Consider the following 18,894-nt stretch of genomic DNA (forward strand, 5'->3'; position numbering starts at 1 on the left):
CCTCATCGCTGTCGCCAGACAACTTCTCGTCATCCTCAACGCCATGATCCGTAAAAGGCAGTCTATCGCGCTCGAGTGACCATCACAGTTGCCCCTAGGGCCTCAGGCGAGTGATCGCACCGTTTGCGTGCCTGAGCGCCCACGATGTGTTCGGGTGAAGGATGGCTGGCACGACGCGGCGGGACAATAGGTAGATCGGCCGGCGGCACAGGCGCACATGGCTACGTCCGGATTACAACGTGACAGGCGCTTGTAAGAAGCCTTGGTTTTCCGGGCTTCAGCCGCTTTTCCGTGGCTTAGGGCGGCTGGTGGAGCTGAGGGGAATCGAACCCCTGACCTCTGCAGTGCGATTGCAGCGCTCTCCCATCTGAGCTACAGCCCCGCCGCCTTGGTCCCAGGCTGACCCGGGAGGCGCTCCCCTTAGCGAGCCGAAACGGGCGATGCAACTGGCTTGTCGCATCTTGCGCTCGGATTCGTATCGCTGGCGACGAAGTGCCTGTGACACAGGTTAAAATTCGGGGAACCCATCCGCCCCTCTGCTCGCTTGGACGATGCGTGACGGCAAGCATGCCGCAGCCGCCGAAATCTCAGCAGGAGAGATACGATGGACGACCGCAACAATCGCTACGGCCCCTATGGCCCCACCGGTTACAACGACAGTGGCACCCCCGGCGACTATGGTCGGGATTACGGTTCCGGCCGCGATTACACCTATAGCAGCGCGCGCGACTATGCCGCCGCCGGCGAATATGGCCGTGGACGCGATCGCAATCAGCGCGACGACTGGAATCGCGGGCGCAACCAGGATCGCTCAAGCTATGGCGCGCAGGGCTATGGCCAGCGTAGCCAGGAGCGCAGCGGCTGGGATGGCAGCAACAACGACTGGAGCGACACCGGCTCGCGCAGCTACAGCAACTATGGTGGCAATTCGGCCCAGGATCGCGACCGCGACTATGGCCAGCGCAATTATGGCAACAGCGACTGGGGCAGCCGCGATTCGTTCGCGCGCAGCTACGGCCAGCAGGATCAGGATCGCTCGCGCTACGGCCGACAGGACCAGGGCCGCAGCGCCTATGGCTATGACCGCAACCGCGGCGAAGACCTGCGCGGCTATGATCGCGACCGCGGCTTCCTCGACCGCGCCGGCGACGAGGTCCGCTCGTGGTTCGGCGACGAGGAAGCGGAACGCCGCCGCCGCCAGGACCAGCGCTATGACGAGCAGCAGGCCCGCAACGAGGGCGCGTCGGACAGCCATTATGGCGAATGGCGCCGCAGCCGGCTCCAGGAGTTCGACCGCGACTATGACGAATATCGCCGCGAAAACGCCCAGCGTTTCCACAGCGAGTTCGAGACCTTCCGTACGGAGCGCACCGGCCAGCGCGATTCGCTGCGTCGCGTGACCGAGCACATGGAGGTGCTGGGTTCGGACGGCAGCCATGTCGGCACGGTGGACAAGGTGCGCGGCGATCGCATCATCCTGACCAAGAACGACACGGATGCCGAGGGTCGCCACCACTCGATCCCGTCGCGCTGGATCCAGACCGTCGACGACAAGGTGACGCTGCGCAAGACCGCGGACGAAGCCAAGAACCATTGGCGCGACGAAGAGCAGTCGGGCGCCATGTTCGGCGAGGACAAGGACAAGTCCAAGTCGACCGCGACAACCACTGGCCAGACCGGCACGGGCGAGCGCTCGCAGGACTGGAACACCACCGGCAACCTGAACGCGAGCTTCAAGGGCACCTACTAAGGTCCAATGAAGCGACGAAGGGGCCGTCCGGCGATACCGGGCGGCCCCTTTTTCACGGGTGAAAGGTCGACGCGGCCTCGCCGTTTCCTCCCCCGCCAGGGGGATTTGGCAGGCGCAGCCTGACGGAGGGGGAGGAAGCACGCCGGTCCGAGAGGTTCTGGCATCCTCCCCCTCCGTCGCCTTCGGCGCCAACTCCCCCTTGCGGGGGAGGATACGCCAGAAAAAGGGCCATCCGGCAGTGCCGAGCGGCCCTTCACCCGATCACAGGTCGACGCGGTCGGCGTGCATCACCTTGGTCCAGGCCTTGCCGAACGCGGTCACGAACGCCGCCTCGGCATCGTCCGTCGCATAGGCTTCGGCCAGCGCGCGCAGCTGCGCGTTCGAGCCGAAGATCAGGTCGACGCGGGTGCCGGTCCACTTCGCCTCGCCGGTCTTGCGATCGGTCGCGACGAAGCTGCCGTCGCCCTGCGCTGCCCATTTCGCGGTGAAGCTGGTCGACAGCAGGTTGCGGAAGAAGTCGTTGGTCAGCGTTTCCGGACGATCGGTGAACACGCCGTGCTTCGAATCGCCATGGTTGGCGCCGAGCACGCGCAGGCCGCCGACCAGCACCGTCATCTCAGGCGCGGTGAGCGTCAGCAGCGCGGCGCGATCGACCAGCAGTTCCTCTTCCGAATAGCCGGTCGACTGGCCGGCATAGTTGCGGAAGCCGTCGGTCTTGGGCTCGAGCGGCTCGAAGCTGTGCGCATCGGTCTGTTCCTGGGTCGCGTCGGTGCGGCCCGGGACGAAGGGCAGTGCCAGCTCGTGCCCGGCCTTCTTCGCCGCCGCTTCCACCGCCGCGGTGCCGCCGAGCACGATGAGGTCGGCAAGCGACACCCTCTTGCCGCCGGCCTGCGCGCCGTTGAACTTCGCCTGGATGCCCTCCAGCACGCCGAGCGCCTTGGTGAGTTCGGCCGGCTCGTTCACCGCCCAGTCCTTTTGCGGCGCGAGCCGGATGCGCGCGCCGTTGGCGCCGCCGCGGCGATCGGTGCCGCGATAGGTGCTGGCCGAGGCCCAGGCGGTCTTCACCAGCCGCGAAATCGACAGGCCAGAACCGAGGATCTTGGCCTTGAGGGCGGCGATATCGGCGGCATCGATCAGCGGGTGGTCCACCGCCGGCACCGGATCCTGCCACAAGCGCGGCTCCGCGGGGACTTCCGGCCCGAGCAGGCGACCATGCGGCCCGCTGTCGCGGTGGGTCAGCTTGTACCAGGCCTCTGCAAAGGCATGGGCGAACTGGTCCGGATTCGCGTAGAAGCGCCGCGAGATCGCCTCATAGGCAGGGTCTGCCCGCAGTGCGAGATCGGTGGTCAGCATCGTCGGGCGATGCTTCTTGGACGGATCATGCGCGTCGGGGATCACCTCGCCCGCGTCCTTCGCCACCCACTGGTGCGCGCCGGCCGGGCTCTTGGTGAGTTCATACTCATAGTCGAGCAGGTTCTTGAAGAAGCCCATGCCCCATTGGGTCGGCGTCTCGGTCCAGGTGACTTCGAGGCCGCTGGTGATCGTGTCCCCGGCATTGCCCTTGCCGTAGCTGCTCGCCCAGCCGAGCCCCTGCATCTCGACGCCCGCACCGGCCGGTTCCGGCCCGACATACTGGCTGGGATCGGCGGCGCCGTGCGTCTTGCCGAAGGTATGGCCGCCGGCGATCAGCGCGACGGTCTCCTCGTCGTTCATCGCCATGCGCGCGAAGGTCTCGCGGATGTCGCGCGCGGCGAGCAGCGGATCGGGGTTGCCGTCGGGGCCCTCCGGATTGACGTAGATGAGGCCCATCTGCACCGCGGCCAGCGGGTTGGCGAGGTCGCGCTCGCCCGAATAGCGGCCGCCCGGCTTGTCGCTGGTCTGCAGCCATTCGCGCTCCGGGCCCCAGTTGATGTCGCGCTCGGGCTCCCAGATGTCGGCGCGGCCGCCGCCGAAGCCGACGGTCTTGAAGCCCATCGATTCGAGCGCGCAATTGCCGGTGAGGATCAGCAGATCGGCCCAGGACAGCGCGCGGCCGTACTTCTGCTTGATCGGCCACAGCAGCATGCGCGCCTTGTCGAGATTGGCATTGTCCGGCCAGCTGTTGAGCGGCGCAAAACGCTGCGAACCCGAGCCAGAGCCGCCGCGGCCGTCGCCGATCCGATAGGTGCCCGAGCTGTGCCAGGCCATGCGGACGAACAGCGGGCCGTAATGGCCGAAATCGGCCGGCCACCAGTCCTGCGAGTCGGTCATCAGCGCGAAGATATCGGCCTTCACCGCCGCCAGATCGAGCTTCTGAAACTCCGCGGCATAATCGAAGTCCGCACCCATCGGATCGCCCGCGGGCGGGTTCTGGTGCAGCACGGTAAGGTCGAGCTGGTTGGGCCACCAAGTCCGGTTCGTCATCTCGAACAGGACGGCGTTACCCTCCATCTTGCCCCCATGCATCGGGCACTGGGATTCGGCGTTCATTCGGCATCTCCTTGCGGTTCGGGCTGTGGTCTCGAGCAAAGCCTCGCACGGCCAAAGCGATCGATGAAATGGATAAGTCCGGGCACACTGATCGATCCCGCCGCTCATGTCAGTATATCCGAACGGATAGGGGTCTTCCACCTCGCGCAGACGAAACGATGTTGCGCGATGGCGGTTACGGACTTGGCTGGTTTGCCGGCCGCAAGCGGTTACACTCGCAACCAACCGCAGAATAGAGAACCGGAGAGCCTGCACATGACCGACGCCACCGAAGCCGATCTGACCGGCGGCACCCCACGCCCCCGCCCCGAAGGCGAGGTCGAGAAGATCGGGGATCGCAAGCTGAAGCCGGCGACGATGATGATGGGGCACGGCTATGATCCGATGCTCTCGGAAGGCGCGCTCAAGCCGCCGATCTTCCTCACCTCCACCTTCGTCTTCCCCAACGCAGCGGCGGGCAAGCGCCACTTCGAAGGCGTGACCGGCAAGCGCCCGGGCGGCGCCGAAGGCCTCGTCTATTCGCGCTTCAACGGCCCGAATCAGGAGATTCTCGAAGACCGGTTGGCCGTGTGGGAAGAGGCGGAGGACGCGCTGGCCTTCTCCTCGGGCATGTCGGCGATCGCCACGCTGTTCCTGTCGATGGTCAAGCCGGGCGACACGATCGTCCATTCGGGCCCGCTCTATGCCGCCACCGAGACGCTGATCTCGCGCATCCTGGGGCGGTTCGGCGTCCAGTGGCTCGACTTCCCGGCAGGTGCCACCCGCGAGGAGATCGACACGGTGCTGAGCAAGGCGGCGAGCGGCAATGTCGCACTGATCTATCTTGAGAGCCCGGCCAACCCGACCAACGCGCTGGTCGACGTCGAAGCCGTCGCCGCCAGCCGCGACGCGATCTTCACGGGCGACAACAAGCCGCCGATCGCGATCGACAACACCTTCCTAGGCCCGCTTTGGGCGCAGCCGCTCCGCCAAGGTGCGGACATCGTCGTCTATTCGCTGACCAAATATGCCGGCGGCCATTCCGACCTAGTGGCCGGCGGCGTGCTGGGCACCAAGGCGCACATCAACACCATCCGGCTGATGCGCAACACGATCGGCACGATCTGCGATCCCAACACCGCCTGGATGCTGCTCCGCTCACTCGAGACGCTGGAGCTGCGGATGAGCCGCGCGGGCGAGAACGCCGCCAAGGTGTGCGAATTCCTCGCCAGCCATCCGAAGGTGGAGAAGGTCGGCTATCTCGGCTTCCTCGAGCGCGGCGAGGACAAGCGCCAGGCCGACATCTATCGCCGCCACTGCACCGGCGCCGGCTCGACCTTCTCGCTCTACCTCAAGGGCGGCGAGAAGGAGGCGTTCGCCTTCCTCGACGCGCTCAAGATCGCCAAGCTGGCGGTGAGCCTGGGCGGCACCGAGACGCTGGCAAGCCACCCTGCAGGCATGACGCACCTGTCGGTCGCGGAGGAGCGCAAGCAGGCGCTGGGGATCACCGACAATCTCGTTCGCATCTCGATCGGCGTCGAGGATGCCGACGACCTGATCGCCGACTTCGAGAATGCGCTGAAGGCGGTGTGAGCTTTCGTTCCCCTCCCGCTTGCGGGAGGGGAACGCTTACTTCGGCGTGCCCGCCGCTTGCTCTACCAGATCCGCCATCCGCTGCTGATCCTTCAGCGAGGGGTGGAAATTGCAGGCGGTGAATTCCAGCTGTGGCACCGCCACCGGCGTCGCGCCCGTCGCCGCCGCTACCGTGCGCACGTCCGCGATGAAGGCGGGCGCACCCATCAGCAGGAAGCGCGCGGCCGGGTTCGCCCCCTGCAGCTGCCGCACGAAGGCAACGTATTTCGCGCGGTAATCCGCATGCAGCGCCGCGTCGTCCTTCCACGCCTCGCCGGCTTGGACCGGCGTCGAGAAATCATTTGTGCCGAGGTTGATCACGATCAGCTGCGGCTTCCAGCCATCCTTCGCGGCCGGGGTCGGCTCGCCGGGAATGGCGCGCGGATAGAGCACCGGCAGCGTCTCGCCGGGATTGCCGCCGGCATAGTTACGAACGACGCCGCGGCCCGAAAACGCGATGACGCGATAATCTGCATTCCATTTCTTCGCGAGCAACGGGCCGAAGGCGCGCGCGGTGTTGGTCGTGTCGTGCACTTCCTCGGGGCTGCAGGTGCGCGTCGTGGCGGTGTCGCCATAGCCGACGCTGTGCGAATCGCCGATGAACTCTACCCGGCGCGCATGCACGGGCGGCGCGAGCGGCGTGCCGTTGGTGGTGATGCCGATCATCCGGCTGTAGCCGCTTTGGGTCTCGGTGAGTTTCTCGACGCGGACGACGTGCTCGCCGTCGGGAAGCCCGTCGAGGCGCCGCGAAACGCGACCCGGCTTCTTGAGCACGGTGCGCTCGACGCCGTCGATCAGGATGGCCAGATGATCGGTGTCGGCCTCAACCGCGACCGTCACCGCCGTCCCCTTGAACCGCCCTTCGAAATAGACGCCCGGCCAGCCGAACCGCCCATCGGCAGTTACGCGCCCGCCCGCATGCAGCGGCACCGGGGTTTCGATGGGCGCAAGCAGCAGCGCGGCGGGCAAGGCTAGGCGAAGCATGGTGGCAGCCTAACAACCCGCCCCGACGGCGTCAGCCCCAGAGCCGCTCGCGATAGGCCTCGAAGCAGCGCGCACCGCAACGCAGGCGGATCAGCGCGCCTTCGGCCATCGCCGTCGCGCGACGCGGATCATCTTCCACGGCGGGGCGGATCGCCTCGCGGTTCCAGTCCTCGCTATGCTTGATGTCGAGCACGGCATGCAGCGTGAAGTAGCGCGCTTCCTTGGGGCTGAGCCCGACGCGCTTCAGCCCTTCTGCGGTCGCCGCCGAGCGACCCGGCGCGGTCAGCTCGATCGCGCCCAGCGCGCCCACCGAATGCCACGCGTACCGCCGGCTGCTCGCCATCGCGGTCATCGCATTGGCAAGGCACAGGCTTTCCCACACGGTGTTCTCGATCACCGGCGTCACCGCCAGCGTATCGACCAGCGCGTCGAGCATCGGCCCGTGCATGCCCTTCTCGGTGCCATGCCCCATCTCGTCCCAGTAATTGCGGGCGAGTTCGAGCTTGGGCCGGGTCGGCAGCTTGACCTGGGTCATCGCGACGAGATCGTCGAACCCCGCCTCGCCGGCGGCTTCCTGCTCGAAGAACCATCGAAGCTGGTCTCGGTCCGCCTGCTCGGCGAGCCAGGGAAAGAGCGGGTCGCCCTGCCCCGGGCCGGTTGCCTGCAGCTCCTCGAACCAGTCGATGAAGCCGTCGACATCGGTCGGCGCTTCGGCCGCCTCGTCGATCACCTCGGCACGCAGCTCTTCGAGGAACGCGCCCTGCAGACGCTCCATGCGCATGTCGCGCTCGAACCGGCGCTGCCAGTCGTCGGAAGGAAAGCCGGGTTCGAGCCGCTCGCGGTTCCAGTGGGCGAGGCCGCGCTGGAAGCTGTCGGTCAAAAACTGCGAACGAATGCGTGGCGCGAAGTCGCGCGCGAGCGTTGCCATGGGGAATTCTCTCTCCTGCTTGGCCGCCTAAACCCCCGGCCGAAGAGGGGAGTTCCGATCGATTCAACCAGATCAATCACTTGGCAGTCGCCGAACTGTCATGTCGGGCCACGAATGCGAACCGGAGGGGCAGACCGTCACGGCAACGCATGCGCCAGGTGCATCCACCCATACCAAGTAGGTAATTGCAACAATTGCACGCGGCTCGGTAGGGCTGCATCGCCGCCGAAGATGCAGCTCTGAGAGGATCCATGTCGCGTATTGCCCATCCCGGACTGGCCGCCAAGGTCACCACCGCCGAACACGCCGCCTCGTTCATCGCCGACGGCATGACGGTGGGGATGAGCGGCTTCACCGGCTCCGGCTATCCCAAGGCGGTGCCGATCGCGCTTGCCGCGCAGATCGAGGCGGAACATGCCGCCGGCAAGCCGATGCGCCTCAAGGTGTGGACCGGCGCCTCGACCGGTCCGGAGCTCGACGGCGCGCTCGCCCGCGTCGACGGCATCGCCGCGCGGCTGCCCTATAACTCGGACCCGATCGCCCGCGAGAAGATCAACGCCGGCGAGATGGACTATGTCGACCTGCACCTCAGCCAGGTTGCCCCGCTCGCTTGGGAAGGGTTCCTCGGGCAGCTCGACGTCGCGGTGATCGAGGTTGCCGGCATCCGGGAGGACGGATCGCTGATCCCCTCCTCCTCGGTCGGCAACAACAAGACCTGGCTCGACGTCGCCAAGCGCGTGATCCTGGAAGTTAACAGCTGGCAGAACCCGGCGCTGGAGGGGATGCACGACATCTATTACGGCACCGCGCTGCCGCCCAACCGCGTGCCGATCCCGCTCACCGCGCCCGACCAGCGCATCGGCCAGCCGACGCTGCGCTGCGATCCGCACAAGGTGATCGCGGTGGTCGAGACCAACGCGCCCGATCGCAACCTGCCCTTCGCAGCACCCGATGCGAGCGCGCTCGCCATCGCCCAGCACCTGATCGAGTTCTTCCGCCACGAAGTCGGCAAGGGTCGCCTGCCGCCGTCGCTGCTGCCGCTGCAATCGGGCGTAGGCAACATCGCCAATGCCGTGCTCGCAGGCCTGCTGACCGCGCCGTTCGAGAACCTCACCGCCTATACCGAGGTGCTGCAGGACGGGATGCTCGACCTGCTGGCGGCGGGCAAGCTGCGCATGGCGAGCTGCACCGCCTTCTCGCTGAGCCCCGGCGCGGCCGAGCGGCTCAACCAGGATCTCGACCAGTTCCGCGATCGCATCCTGCTGCGCTCGCAGGAGATCAGCAACCACCCCGAAGTCGTGCGCCGCCTCGGCTGCCTGGCGATGAACGGGATGATCGAGGCGGATCTGTACGGCAACGTCAATTCCACCCACATCATGGGCTCGCGCATCCAGAACGGCATCGGCGGATCGGGCGACTTCGCGCGCAACGCCTATATCTCGATCTTCATGTCGCCCTCCACCGCCAAGGGCGGGGCCATTTCGTCGATCGTGCCGCACGTCTGCCATGTCGATCACATCGCGCAGGACGTGCAGATCGTGGTGACCGAGCAAGGCCTCGCGGATCTGCGCGGGCTCGCCCCGCGCAAGCGCGCCGAGCAGGTGATCGAACGCTGCGCCCATCCGACCTACAGACCGATGCTGCGCGACTATTACGAGCGCGCGCTGGCCGGCAGCTACGGCAAGCAGACGCCGATGCTGCCCGGCGAAGCGCTCGCCTGGCACCAGCGCTTCCTCGATACAGGGTCGATGCGGTAAACTACCTAGGGACGCTTCCACGAGACGAGAGCAGCGTCGTCGACCGCTATAATGTCCCTGGGCCGTGACGATCCCGCCCCGGCCCAGGGATGGAATTGGTGGATTTCAATCAGCCCGTCGTGCCCCGCAACGATCCACTCGAGCGCTCGATGCAGCGGCGGGTGATCGCGGCGTCGGCGGCGGTGATGGTGATGGTGGTGGCGCACCTGCTGCACCCGCTCGCGCACGGCCGCGATACCCAGCTGGTCGACGCGGTACTCGAGTTCGGCAGCGCCGCACTCGCCTTGTTCCTGCTGCTGGTCGGTGGGCCGCAGACGCTGCGGGTGTTGCGCGAGCGCCGCCAGGACGCCGAACGCGCCCATGCCGAGCGCAAGCAGGTCAACCACCTGTTCCGCATGACCGAGATGCTGCAGAGCGCCAACGGCTATGCCGATGCCAATGCGGTGCTGGGCGCGACGATCGATTCGCTGCTCGCCGGGTTCGGCGGCGCGCTCTACGTGTTCAACAATTCGCGCGACCGGCTGGAGCTGTCCGCCAGCTGGCACTGGCCCGAGGCCGATACGCTGCGGCCGATGCTCACGCCCTCGCAATGCTGGGCGCTCAAGCGCGGCAAACCGCACATGAATGCCGATACGCGCGGGGCGCTGCGCTGCGAGCATCATCTCGGCTGTGCCACTGTGCTCGAACTGCCGATGACTGCGCATGGCGAGATCCAGGGCATGCTCAAGGTGGCGACCACCCTGCCCGATGCCGCCGCGCAGCTCGAGCGGATTCAGCCGCTCGCCACCGCCATCGCCGACGCGATGTCGCTGGCGGTATCGAATATCGCGCTGCGCGAGAAGCTGCGTACCCAGGCGCTCCGCGACCCGCTGACCGGGCTCTACAACCGTCGCTACATGGAGGATGCGCTGAAACGCCATGCCAGCCTGGCGGAGCGGACAGGCGCGCACCTCTCGGCGATCATGATCGATCTCGATCATTTCAAGAAGCTCAACGACGAATTCGGCCATGCGCTGGGTGATTCGGTGCTGCGCGAGACCGCGGCGCAGATCATGGGCGCGCTGCGCACCTCCGACGTTGCCTGCCGCTATGGTGGCGAGGAACTGCTGGTGATCCTCCCCGAATGCGGGCTGAGCGAGGCGGTGGCGAAGGCCGAGATCCTGCGCGAGCGGATCGAGGCGCTCTCCGCCACGCACGACGCCAAGATCTCCGCCTCGTTCGGCGTGGCGTCCATTCCCGAAAGCACCCGCTCGGTCGCCGACCTGCTCGGGATGGCCGATGCGGCACTCTACCAGGCCAAGGAGGGCGGGCGGAACCGCGTGGTCGCCGCCCCCAGCCGTGAAACGCCGATGCTGCCGCTTGCCGCGGAGTGATCGCAGGCGGGCTTCCGTCCTCAGCTTTGCTCGGTTAAGCCTTGGCAATGCAGGGGACCTTTCAGCGCGCCGCGCTCGCACTCGCCGCCACGTCGCTTCTCGCGGCGCCGCTCGCCGCCCAGACCGGCTATGAGCATGCCGATCCGCTGGTCGGCACCGGCGGCGAGGGCCATACCTTCCCCGGCGCCGTCGCGCCCTTCGGCATGGTGCAGTTGAGCCCGGATACCGATACCGGCTGCGCGATCCGCGAATGCTATGGCCACGCCGCGGGCTATCGGTACGGCGACCCGACCATCCAGGGCTTCTCGCTGACGCATTTCTCCGGCGCCGGCCATTCGGACCTGGGCGACTTCCTGATCGCGCCGGTGGCGGGCGATACCGTGCCGCTGGAGCCGGGCGACCCCAAGAAGCCGGGCTCAGGCTATCGTTCGCGCTTTGCCCATGCCGACGAAGTCGCGCGACCGGGCTACTATGCGGTAACGCTGAAGGACCAGGCCGTCCGCGCCGAGATGACCGCGGGCACCCGCGTGGCGGTGGAGCGCTATGCCTTCCCGGCCGGCAAGGCGGCGCACCTGGTGCTCGACCTGCGCAGCTCGTTGTACAATTATCCCGGCAAGATCCTCTGGTCCTCGGTCCGCGTGCGTCCGGACGGCACGATCACCGGCGCGCGCGAGACGCGCGGCTGGGCGCCCGCGCGCAAGCTGTTCTTCGCGATCCGCCCCTCCGCCCAGCTCAAGAGCCATGCGTTTGTGGATACCGAGGGCAAGGTGCCGTACCGCGGCTTCCAGGGCCCCGGCCGCGGCGCCGATGGCGTGGCCCAGCTCCAGGGCCGTTCGATCGTCGCACGGCTCGACTTCGGGGCGCTCGACCGGCCGCTGGAACTCCGCGTCGCGCTGTCGAGCGTCGACGAGGATGCCGCGCTCGCCAATCTCGCCACCGAAGCCGGCGACTTCGATACCGTCCGCGCCCGCACCACGGCTGCCTGGAAGCAGGCGCTCGGCGCGATCGAGGCGCAGGGCAGCGACACGGCGCTGCGCAACTTCTACTCGGCCTTCTACCACACGCTGATGGCCCCCAGCGTCTTCTCCGACGCCGACGGCCGCTATCGCGGGCCCGACGATCAGGTCCACCAGGCCGAGGGCTTCACCTTCCACTCCACCTTCTCGCTCTGGGATACCTTCCGCGCCGAGCATCCGCTGCTGCTGCTCGTCCAGCCCGAGGCGCGCAACCGCGACATCATCCAGTCGCTGATCGCCAGCCGGCAGAACAGCCCGTTCGGCATCCTGCCGGTCTGGCAGTTCCAGGGCCGCGAGACCTGGACGATGATCGGCTATCACGCCGTGCCGGTGATCGCCGACGCGTACCTCAAGGGCCTGCGCGGCTTCGACGGCAAGGCGGCGCTCGACGCGATGGTCGCCAGCGCGACCTACGGCCCCTATGGCGGGCTCGACTGGTACCAGAAGCTCGGCTACGTGCCGATCGACAAGGAGCCGGAAGCCGCCTCCAAGACCGTCGAATATGCCTATGACGACTGGACCATCGCCCGCATGGCGCGTGCGCTGGGCCGCGACGATCTCGCTGCGACGTTCGAGAAGCGCGCGGGCAACTGGCGCAACAGCTTCGACGTGAAGACCGGCTTCCTGCGCGCCCGCAAGAGCGACGGCGCCTATCGCACCCCCTTCGATCCCACCGCGATCAACTATGGATCGGACTATACCGAGGGCAATGCCTGGCAATATTCGTGGTTCGTGCCGCAGGATCAGGCCGGGCTGTTCCGCCTGATGGGGGGCGATGCCGCGGTGGTGCGCAAGCTGGACGCGATGTTCGATTTCGACAATTCGAAGATCGACTACAGCCATGCCGAGGACATTGCCGGCCTCATCGGCCAGTATATCCACGGCAACGAGCCGAGCCACCATGTCGCCTATCTGTACAGCTATGCCGGCCAGCCCTGGCGGACGCAGGAGCGGCTGAAGCAGATCGTCGACAGCCAGTACAAGCCGACCCCGGACGGGCTCGCCGGCAACGACGATCTCGGCCAAATGTCGGCCTGGCTGGTGTTCACGATGCTGGGCTTTTACCCGGTCGCGCCGGGGTCCAACCAATATGTGCTGGGCCGCCCGTTCCTCGAGCGCGCGACGCTGACGCTGCCGGGCGGCAAGCGGTTCACCGTGAGCGCCCCGGGGTTGTCGGAGGCGAACCGCTATGTCGGGAGCGTGACGCTCAATGGACGCAAGCTCGACCGCGCGTACATCACCCATGACGAAGTGATGCGCGGCGGCGAGCTGCGCTTCGCAATGCAGGCTACGCCGAACCGCGCGGTGGTGCCGGTAACGGGCCGGCCGTTTTCGATGTCCGTTCCCGCCGCACGCTGACGTTGTGGATTCAGCCCTCCCCGCAAGCCGTCATCCCGGCGAAAGCTGGGATCCATTGGGGACAACGTCGAGGCGCTTGCCGAACGCGAGAGGCGAATGGATCCCGGCTTTCGCCGGGATGACGACCAACTTCCACTAGGCCGGGACGGCTCACCCGTCGCCGAGGCGCTCGATATCCGCGCCGACCGCCTGCAGCTTCTCTTCCAGCCGCTCGTAACCGCGATCGAGATGGTACACCCGATTGACCTGGGTCTCGCCTTCCGCTGCGAGGCCGGCGAGGATCAGGCTCATCGAGGCGCGCAGGTCGGTGGCCATCACCGGCGCGCCGGTGAGCTTCTTCACCCCGCGCACGATCGCGGTGCGGCCATGCACCTCGATGTCCGCGCCCATGCGGGCCAGCTCGGGCACGTGCATGTAGCGATTTTCGAAGATCGTCTCGGTGAGCGTGCTCGCCCCGTCCGCCTTGCACAGCATCGCCATGAACTGCGCCTGCATGTCGGTTGCGAAGCCCGGGAAGGGCGCGGTGTTGAGCGTCAGCGGGCGAATGCCGTTGTCGGCGGCGATGCGCACGCCGTTCGCGGTTTCCTCGACGGTGATCCCGGCCTCGACCAGCGCATCCAGCGTCGCGCGCATGTCCTCGGCCGAGGCGCCGACCAGCTCGACATCGCCGCCGGTAATCGCCGCCGCGCAGGCATAGCTGCCCGCCTCGATCCGATCGGGCATCACCGCATAGGTGGCGCCGTGCAGCCGGTCGCGGCCGTTGATCTCCAGCGTCTCGGTACCGATGCCGCGGATCACCGCGCCCATCGCGACGAGCAGGTTGCACAGGTCGACGATCTCGGGCTCGCGCGCCGCATTCTCCAGCACCGTGGTGCCGCGCGCCGTCGCCGCCGCCATCAGCGCATTCTCGGTCGCGCCGACCGAGACGACGGGGAAGCGGAAGCGGCCGCCCGAAATGCGGCCGCCGGGCGCGGTCGCCTTCACATAGCCGGCGCTGATCTCGATCTCGGCGCCCATCGCTTCGAGCGCCTTGAGGTGGAGGTCGATCGGGCGGTTGCCGATCGCGCAGCCGCCGGGCAGCGACACCGTCGCCTCGCCTTCGCGGGCGAGCAGCGGGCCGAGCACCAGGATCGAGGCGCGCATCTTCCGCACGATGTCATAGGGGGCGACCGTCGAGGTCAGCCGGCTGGCGCGCACCGAGAGCACCCGGCCGAATTCGTTCGGGCGCGTGCCCTCTACCGAGGTGGAAGCGCCGAGTTCATTCAGTAGATGTCCGAAGCTGTCGACATCTGCCAGACGTGGCAGGTTCCGCAGCGTTAGCGGCTCGTCAGTGAGCAGCGCACACGGCATCAGGGTAAGGGCGGCGTTCTTCGCCCCGGAAATCGCGATCTTGCCGGCAAGTCGATTGCCGCCACGGATGAGGATACGGTCCATGGCGAGCTTCTAGCCGCTCTGCGCGCCCGCGCAAGCGGTGGGCTGCCGGCCGGCTTGATCGATTTTAATGCGCTGATTCCGTTGCGCTGCTTTGCAGGGCGGACCGGGGGAAAGTGCAGAGCGTGTCATCCAGTTGTTTTGCCGATGTTTTGAGCGAGTTCATCCACCTCACGCCGAAGGAGCGCGAGGCGCTGGATGCGCTCGAGCTGCGCCAGCGCCATGTGCGCCGCGGGGCAATTTTACAGCGTGAGAACGAACCTTGCGGGGAGTTGTTCATACTCCGCAAGGGCCTGATGATGAGCTATGTGCTGCTCGACGACGGCAGCCGCCAGATCCTCCGATTCCTGTTCCCGGGCGACATGCTCGGCATCTCCTCGGCGATTTATCACGAAGCGCCGGAGACGTTGTGTGCCCTATCGGACACAGTGGTCTGCCCGTTCGACCGCGCGACCTTGTCCGGAATCATGCAGGAACACCCCCGGCTTTCGGCGATGATCCTCGTCTACAGCCAGATCGAGCGGGTGGCGCTTACCGATCGGCTCGCCGCGCTCGGGCGCACCAGCGCCAAGGCACGCGTGGCCGCGCTGCTGCTCGACCTGCGCAACCGGCTGCGCGCGACCGACAAGTCGATCGACCGTGCCTTCCCGCTTGGGCTGACCCAGGAGGAGATCGGCGACGCGACGGGGCTCACCGCGGTGCACGTCAACCGCATGCTCCGCCAGCTCGAGGAAGAAGGCATGATCGCGCGCGAGGGCGGCCGGGTGACGCTGCTCGATCGCGGCGCGCTGGCGGGCGCGGCGAACTACGTCAATCGCTATGAAGGGCTCGACCTGCGCTGGCTGCCGCCGGCGCGGTAAGCCGCGGGAGGTATCCCCCCTCGATCGTCATTCCCGCGCAGGCGGGAATCCATTTGCCAGGACGCTCGCGGAAAGAACTGAGGATTCAGCGCCAATGGATCCCCGCCTTCGCGGGGATAACCACGGAGGAGGTAGGCGAAAGCGCCTACGCCTTCTCCAGCGTGCACTGCAGCGGGTGCTGGTTCTGCCGGGCGAAGTCGATCACCTGCGAAACCTTGGTCTCGGCGACTTCGTAGCTGAACACCCCGCACACGCCCACGCCGCGCTGGTGGACGTGGAGCATCACCTGGGTCGCTTCCTCGATATTCATCCGGAAGAAGCGCTGGAGCACCAGCACGACGAACTCCATCGGGGTATAATCGTCGTTGAGCATCAGCACCCGGTAGGGCGTCGGCTTCTTGGTGCGGGTGCGGGTACGCGTGGCGATGCCGACCGCGTTGTCGTTGCCGCGATCATCCTGGTCGCCGTCCTCGGCCATCCGAATCTGTGTTGTACGAAGCTCGACCATAGACGTCGCAAAATATGTCGCACTGCCCCCAAGGGCAAGGCGTCGCGGGGCCGGGGGCGCATTTTGTGGCCATGAAAAAGGGGCAGTCGCCGCAGCGACCGCCCCCAAATCGTTTCCTTCCGGATCGGCAGGGCCGATCAGGCGGTGGTCTTCACCTTCTCGACCGCAACCGCGAAGCGGTTCGAGATCGGCTGCGCGGCGTCGCCGGCGAGCTTGATCACGGCTTCGGTATGCTTCGAGGCTTCGGCGACATAGGAGTCGAACGCGCCGCGCAGATAGTCGCTCTGCAGCTTGAAGAAGTCGGTCGGGGTCTTGACCGACGACAGGTTCTTCAGCGCCGCAGTCGCGCTCTCGAACGAGCGGCGGCTATAGTCGGCGGCTTCCTGGCCCAGGGTCTCGAAACCCTTGGCGGCGATACGACCCGACTCGACCAGCGCCTCGATGTTGCCCTTGGCGAACTCATTGGCTTCCTCGACCAGCTTGGTCGACTTCTCGACGGCAGCCTTGGTGCGCTCGTTGAAATCGGCGAAAGCGGTGTGGGCCTGGGTGGTCGCGTTCTCGTAGGTGGTAGCCATGATCGAAATTTCCTTCGCGGTGCTGGTGGTGACCGCCGGCGCGACGGTCTCTGCGGCTTCGATCACCGGTTCGGCGACGGCCTTGGCCGTTTCCGCGGGGGCGGCGATCGTCTCTTCAACGTGGGTCTTCACTTCCTGCGGTGCAGCGGTTTCGACCGGCGCCGGTACCAGGGCCGCAGCCGGGACGATCGTCTCGGCCAGCGGGGGTACGGGCGGCGGCGTCACCGCGGCAGCATCGGCCAGAATCGCGGGCTTGGGAGCGCCGCGAGCCGCCGTCTTGGCGGCCGGTTTGGCCGTCGTCTTGGGTCCCTTGCTGGCCATGTGACTAGCTTCCCTGCCTATTGCTGCACCGCAGCATATAACGAGATGGCGTCAGATTTGCAAGGCGTCATTGTGCAGTGCACAAAAAGTTACAAATGCCTCAATCTAACAATATTTTCTCAGCGCATTTTAACATAATCGCCAGGGGCTTCCGCAACCGCACAAAGGTTTCCACCCCCTGGCACACGCGCGCCGTCTGCCGCAACTTTGGCACCGTTCACCGCACGCAGCCAGTCGAGCCAGTCCGGCCACCAGCTTCCGGCATGTTCCGTCGCATGTTCAAGGAAGGATTCGAGCGAATCGGCGGGATCTTGATTGGTCCAGTATTGGTATTTCTTTGCCGATGGTGGGTTTATTACACCTGCGATATGGCCGGAACCGGCGAGCACGAACTTGTGCGGTCCGCGAAAATGCTCGGTCAACTTCCACACACTTTTGGCTGGCGCAATGTGATCTTCGCGGCCCGCCTGAATGTAGCTGGGCGTGGCAACCCTGGAGAGGTCGACCGGGGTGCCGCCGATGCTCAGCGCGCCGGGGGAGATCAGCTTGTTGTCCCGGTACAGGTCGGTCAGATAGCTTAGGTGCCAGGCGGCGGGCAGGTTGGTGACGTCCGAGTTCCAGTGGAGCAGGTCGAAGGGGGCATATTCCTGCCCCATCAGATAGTTGTTGGTGACGTAGTTCCAGATCAAATCGCGGCCGCGCAGCAGGTTGAAGGTCGCCGCCATGTAGCGCCCGTCGAGGAAGCCGTCGGCGCTGAGGCTGCGGATCATCGCCAGCTGCTCGTCATCGACGAACACGCGCAGGTCCCCCGCCTCGGTGAAGTCGACCTGCGCGGTGAAGAAGGTAGCACTCGCCACCTTCGCCGCCTCCCCGCGCGCGGCAAGCACCGCCAGCGTCGCCGCCAGGGTCGTCCCGGCGACGCAATAGCCGATGGTATGGACGCTCTCGACGCCGAGCAGCTCGCGCACCGTGTCGATCGCGTCGATCTGGCCGCGCTCGACATAATCGTCCCACACCACGTCCTTCATCGTCGCATCGGCCGAGCGCCACGAGACGACGAATACGGTGATCCCCTGCTCCACCGCCCAGCGGATGAAGCTCTTCTCGGGCGTCAGGTCGAGGATGTAGAAGCGGTTGATCCAGGGCGGGAAGATGATCAGCGGGGTTTCCAGCACCGCGTCGGTGGTCGGCGAATATTGGATCAGCTCGTAGAGTGGGGTGCGCTTCACCACCTTGCCCGGCGTCATCGCCAGGTTGCGGCCAAGCTCGAACGCGCCCGCCGCGGTCTGCGTCATCTGGCCCTTGGCCATGTCCTGCAGCATGTGCTGCAGGCCTTTCAGCAGGCTTTCCCCCTTGGTCTCGACGATCTTCTCGATCACCTGCGGGTTGGTCGCGGGGAAGTTGGTGGGGCTGATCGCATCGATGAAGCCCTGGGTGGCGAAGCGAATCTGGTCCTTCTGCCGGACGTCGACATGCTCGAGCGCCTCGACATTCTTGAGCAGGTGATCGGCAATGACGAAATAGCTCTGGCGAAGGAAGTCGAAGATCGGCTCTTCGCGCCATTGCGGTGCCTTGAAGCGCTTGTCGCGCGCCTGTTCGGGCGTCTCGACAAAGGGTTCGGCGTGGGCGGGGTCGAGGAAGCGCTGCCACAGCTGCATCGTATCCGCCCAGAAATCGGCGCTGGCGCGCATCGCCGGGGTAGGATCGAGCAGCATGCCGAAGGGCGGCGCGGCAGGCACATGCTCCATCAGGTCCAGCCCATGCTCCAGCATCATCTGCTGCGCCCGGCCCAGCACCCAGGTCCAGTGCTGCAGGTCTTCGAGGCGCGGCAGGGTCGGCGTGAGCGTGTCGGGCATTCGATCCTCTCCTTTGCCCCGCCTTAGCGCAGGCAATGCAATGCGTCATTCCCGACTTGGTTATTATGGCGTAGAACGACCGCACGACACAATTTT

13 protein-coding genes and 1 tRNA gene are annotated in these 18,894 nt (G+C 66.4%); 6 read left to right on the top strand and 8 right to left on the bottom strand.

What is annotated here, in order from left to right; all coding sequences use genetic code 11:
- Positions 1–306 precede the first annotated feature (306 nt).
- Positions 307–382, bottom strand: a tRNA-Ala gene (locus ABIC65_RS21060).
- Between the two features lie 222 nt (positions 383–604).
- On the opposite strand from ABIC65_RS21060, the gene ABIC65_RS21065 reads away from it, so the two are divergent.
- On the top strand, positions 605–1,750 hold the full coding sequence (locus tag ABIC65_RS21065; protein ID WP_354311388.1) for a DUF2171 domain-containing protein: 1,146 nt from the start codon (positions 605–607) through the stop codon (positions 1,748–1,750).
- A 261-nt stretch (positions 1,751–2,011) separates the two neighbouring features.
- Here ABIC65_RS21065 and katG read toward each other — a convergent pair whose 3' ends face one another.
- Positions 2,012–4,219, bottom strand: coding sequence for a catalase/peroxidase HPI (katG, locus tag ABIC65_RS21070; RefSeq protein WP_354311389.1), 2,208 nt, complete (start codon positions 4,217–4,219; stop codon positions 2,012–2,014).
- 255 nt (positions 4,220–4,474) lie between these two features.
- On the opposite strand from katG, the gene ABIC65_RS21075 reads away from it, so the two are divergent.
- A complete protein-coding gene (locus tag ABIC65_RS21075; protein ID WP_354311390.1) occupies positions 4,475–5,791 on the top strand; it encodes a cystathionine gamma-synthase family protein in 1,317 nt (438 codons plus the stop codon).
- A 36-nt stretch (positions 5,792–5,827) separates the two neighbouring features.
- On the opposite strand, the gene ABIC65_RS21080 is transcribed toward ABIC65_RS21075, so the two are convergent.
- Both ABIC65_RS21080 and ABIC65_RS21085 read right to left on the bottom strand, forming a co-directional pair.
- A complete protein-coding gene (locus tag ABIC65_RS21080) occupies positions 5,828–6,814 on the bottom strand; it encodes an SGNH/GDSL hydrolase family protein (protein WP_354311392.1) in 987 nt (328 codons plus the stop codon).
- Positions 6,815–6,845: 31 nt separating this feature from the next.
- Positions 6,846–7,742: an iron-containing redox enzyme family protein gene (locus tag ABIC65_RS21085; protein WP_354311394.1), complete on the bottom strand. Its 897-nt coding sequence runs from the start codon at positions 7,740–7,742 to the stop codon at positions 6,846–6,848.
- Between the two features lie 251 nt (positions 7,743–7,993).
- On the opposite strand from ABIC65_RS21085, the gene ABIC65_RS21090 reads away from it, so the two are divergent.
- From ABIC65_RS21090 to ABIC65_RS21100, 3 genes are all read left to right on the top strand, one after another.
- Complete coding sequence (locus ABIC65_RS21090) at positions 7,994–9,499, top strand: acetyl-CoA hydrolase/transferase family protein (RefSeq protein ID WP_354311396.1); 1,506 nt, start codon at positions 7,994–7,996, stop codon at positions 9,497–9,499.
- Between the two features lie 98 nt (positions 9,500–9,597).
- Positions 9,598–10,872 carry a GGDEF domain-containing protein gene (locus ABIC65_RS21095; protein ID WP_354311398.1) on the top strand — a complete coding sequence of 425 codons (1,275 nt, stop codon included), beginning with the start codon at positions 9,598–9,600 and terminating at the stop codon, positions 10,870–10,872.
- 47 nt (positions 10,873–10,919) lie between these two features.
- Positions 10,920–13,247, top strand: coding sequence for a GH92 family glycosyl hydrolase (locus ABIC65_RS21100; RefSeq protein WP_354311399.1), 2,328 nt, complete (start codon positions 10,920–10,922; stop codon positions 13,245–13,247).
- A 150-nt stretch (positions 13,248–13,397) separates the two neighbouring features.
- Here the strand turns inward: ABIC65_RS21100 and murA are convergent, their stop codons facing one another.
- The gene (gene murA / locus ABIC65_RS21105) at positions 13,398–14,681 is read right to left on the bottom strand and encodes a UDP-N-acetylglucosamine 1-carboxyvinyltransferase (RefSeq protein WP_354311401.1); all 1,284 of its coding nucleotides are present in this window, start codon (positions 14,679–14,681) and stop codon (positions 13,398–13,400) included.
- A gap of 149 nt (positions 14,682–14,830) precedes the next feature.
- Here murA and ABIC65_RS21110 point away from each other — a divergent pair, with 149 nt between their 5' ends.
- On the top strand, positions 14,831–15,538 hold the full coding sequence (locus tag ABIC65_RS21110) for a Crp/Fnr family transcriptional regulator (protein ID WP_141987397.1): 708 nt from the start codon (positions 14,831–14,833) through the stop codon (positions 15,536–15,538).
- A 145-nt stretch (positions 15,539–15,683) separates the two neighbouring features.
- Here ABIC65_RS21110 and clpS read toward each other — a convergent pair whose 3' ends face one another.
- The 3 genes from clpS to ABIC65_RS21125 all read right to left on the bottom strand — a co-directional run bounded on the left by clpS (position 15,684) and on the right by ABIC65_RS21125 (position 18,798).
- Positions 15,684–16,016, bottom strand: coding sequence for an ATP-dependent Clp protease adapter ClpS (gene clpS / locus ABIC65_RS21115; RefSeq protein WP_064310916.1), 333 nt, complete (start codon positions 16,014–16,016; stop codon positions 15,684–15,686).
- A 167-nt stretch (positions 16,017–16,183) separates the two neighbouring features.
- Positions 16,184–16,942 carry a phasin family protein gene (phaP, locus tag ABIC65_RS21120; protein WP_354311403.1) on the bottom strand — a complete coding sequence of 253 codons (759 nt, stop codon included), beginning with the start codon at positions 16,940–16,942 and terminating at the stop codon, positions 16,184–16,186.
- Between the two features lie 119 nt (positions 16,943–17,061).
- Positions 17,062–18,798, bottom strand: a complete 1,737-nt coding sequence (locus tag ABIC65_RS21125) for a PHA/PHB synthase family protein (protein ID WP_354311405.1) — start codon at positions 18,796–18,798, stop codon at positions 17,062–17,064.
- Between the last annotated feature and the right edge of the window lie 96 nt (positions 18,799–18,894).

The sequence above is a fragment of the Sphingomonas trueperi genome, from assembly GCF_040545665.1.
Lineage (GTDB): Bacteria > Pseudomonadota > Alphaproteobacteria > Sphingomonadales > Sphingomonadaceae > Sphingomonas > Sphingomonas trueperi_B.

Excerpts from the sequence above, each read along its gene's own strand:
- ABIC65_RS21075 (WP_354311390.1), top strand. The coding sequence starts at position 4,475 with ATGACCGACGCCACCGAAGCCGATCTGACCGGCGGCACCCCACGCCCC.
- ABIC65_RS21100 (WP_354311399.1), top strand. The coding sequence starts at position 10,920 with ATGCAGGGGACCTTTCAGCGCGCCGCGCTCGCACTCGCCGCCACGTCG.
- ABIC65_RS21090 (WP_354311396.1), top strand. The coding sequence starts at position 7,994 with ATGTCGCGTATTGCCCATCCCGGACTGGCCGCCAAGGTCACCACCGCC.
- katG (WP_354311389.1), bottom strand. The coding sequence starts at position 4,219 with ATGAACGCCGAATCCCAGTGCCCGATGCATGGGGGCAAGATGGAGGGT.
- ABIC65_RS21065 (WP_354311388.1), top strand. The coding sequence starts at position 605 with ATGGACGACCGCAACAATCGCTACGGCCCCTATGGCCCCACCGGTTAC.
- ABIC65_RS21085 (WP_354311394.1), bottom strand. The coding sequence starts at position 7,742 with ATGGCAACGCTCGCGCGCGACTTCGCGCCACGCATTCGTTCGCAGTTT.
- murA (WP_354311401.1), bottom strand. The coding sequence starts at position 14,681 with ATGGACCGTATCCTCATCCGTGGCGGCAATCGACTTGCCGGCAAGATC.
- ABIC65_RS21125 (WP_354311405.1), bottom strand. The coding sequence starts at position 18,798 with ATGCCCGACACGCTCACGCCGACCCTGCCGCGCCTCGAAGACCTGCAG.
- ABIC65_RS21080 (WP_354311392.1), bottom strand. The coding sequence starts at position 6,814 with ATGCTTCGCCTAGCCTTGCCCGCCGCGCTGCTGCTTGCGCCCATCGAA.
- phaP (WP_354311403.1), bottom strand. The coding sequence starts at position 16,942 with ATGGCCAGCAAGGGACCCAAGACGACGGCCAAACCGGCCGCCAAGACG.
- clpS (WP_064310916.1), bottom strand. The coding sequence starts at position 16,016 with ATGGCCGAGGACGGCGACCAGGATGATCGCGGCAACGACAACGCGGTC.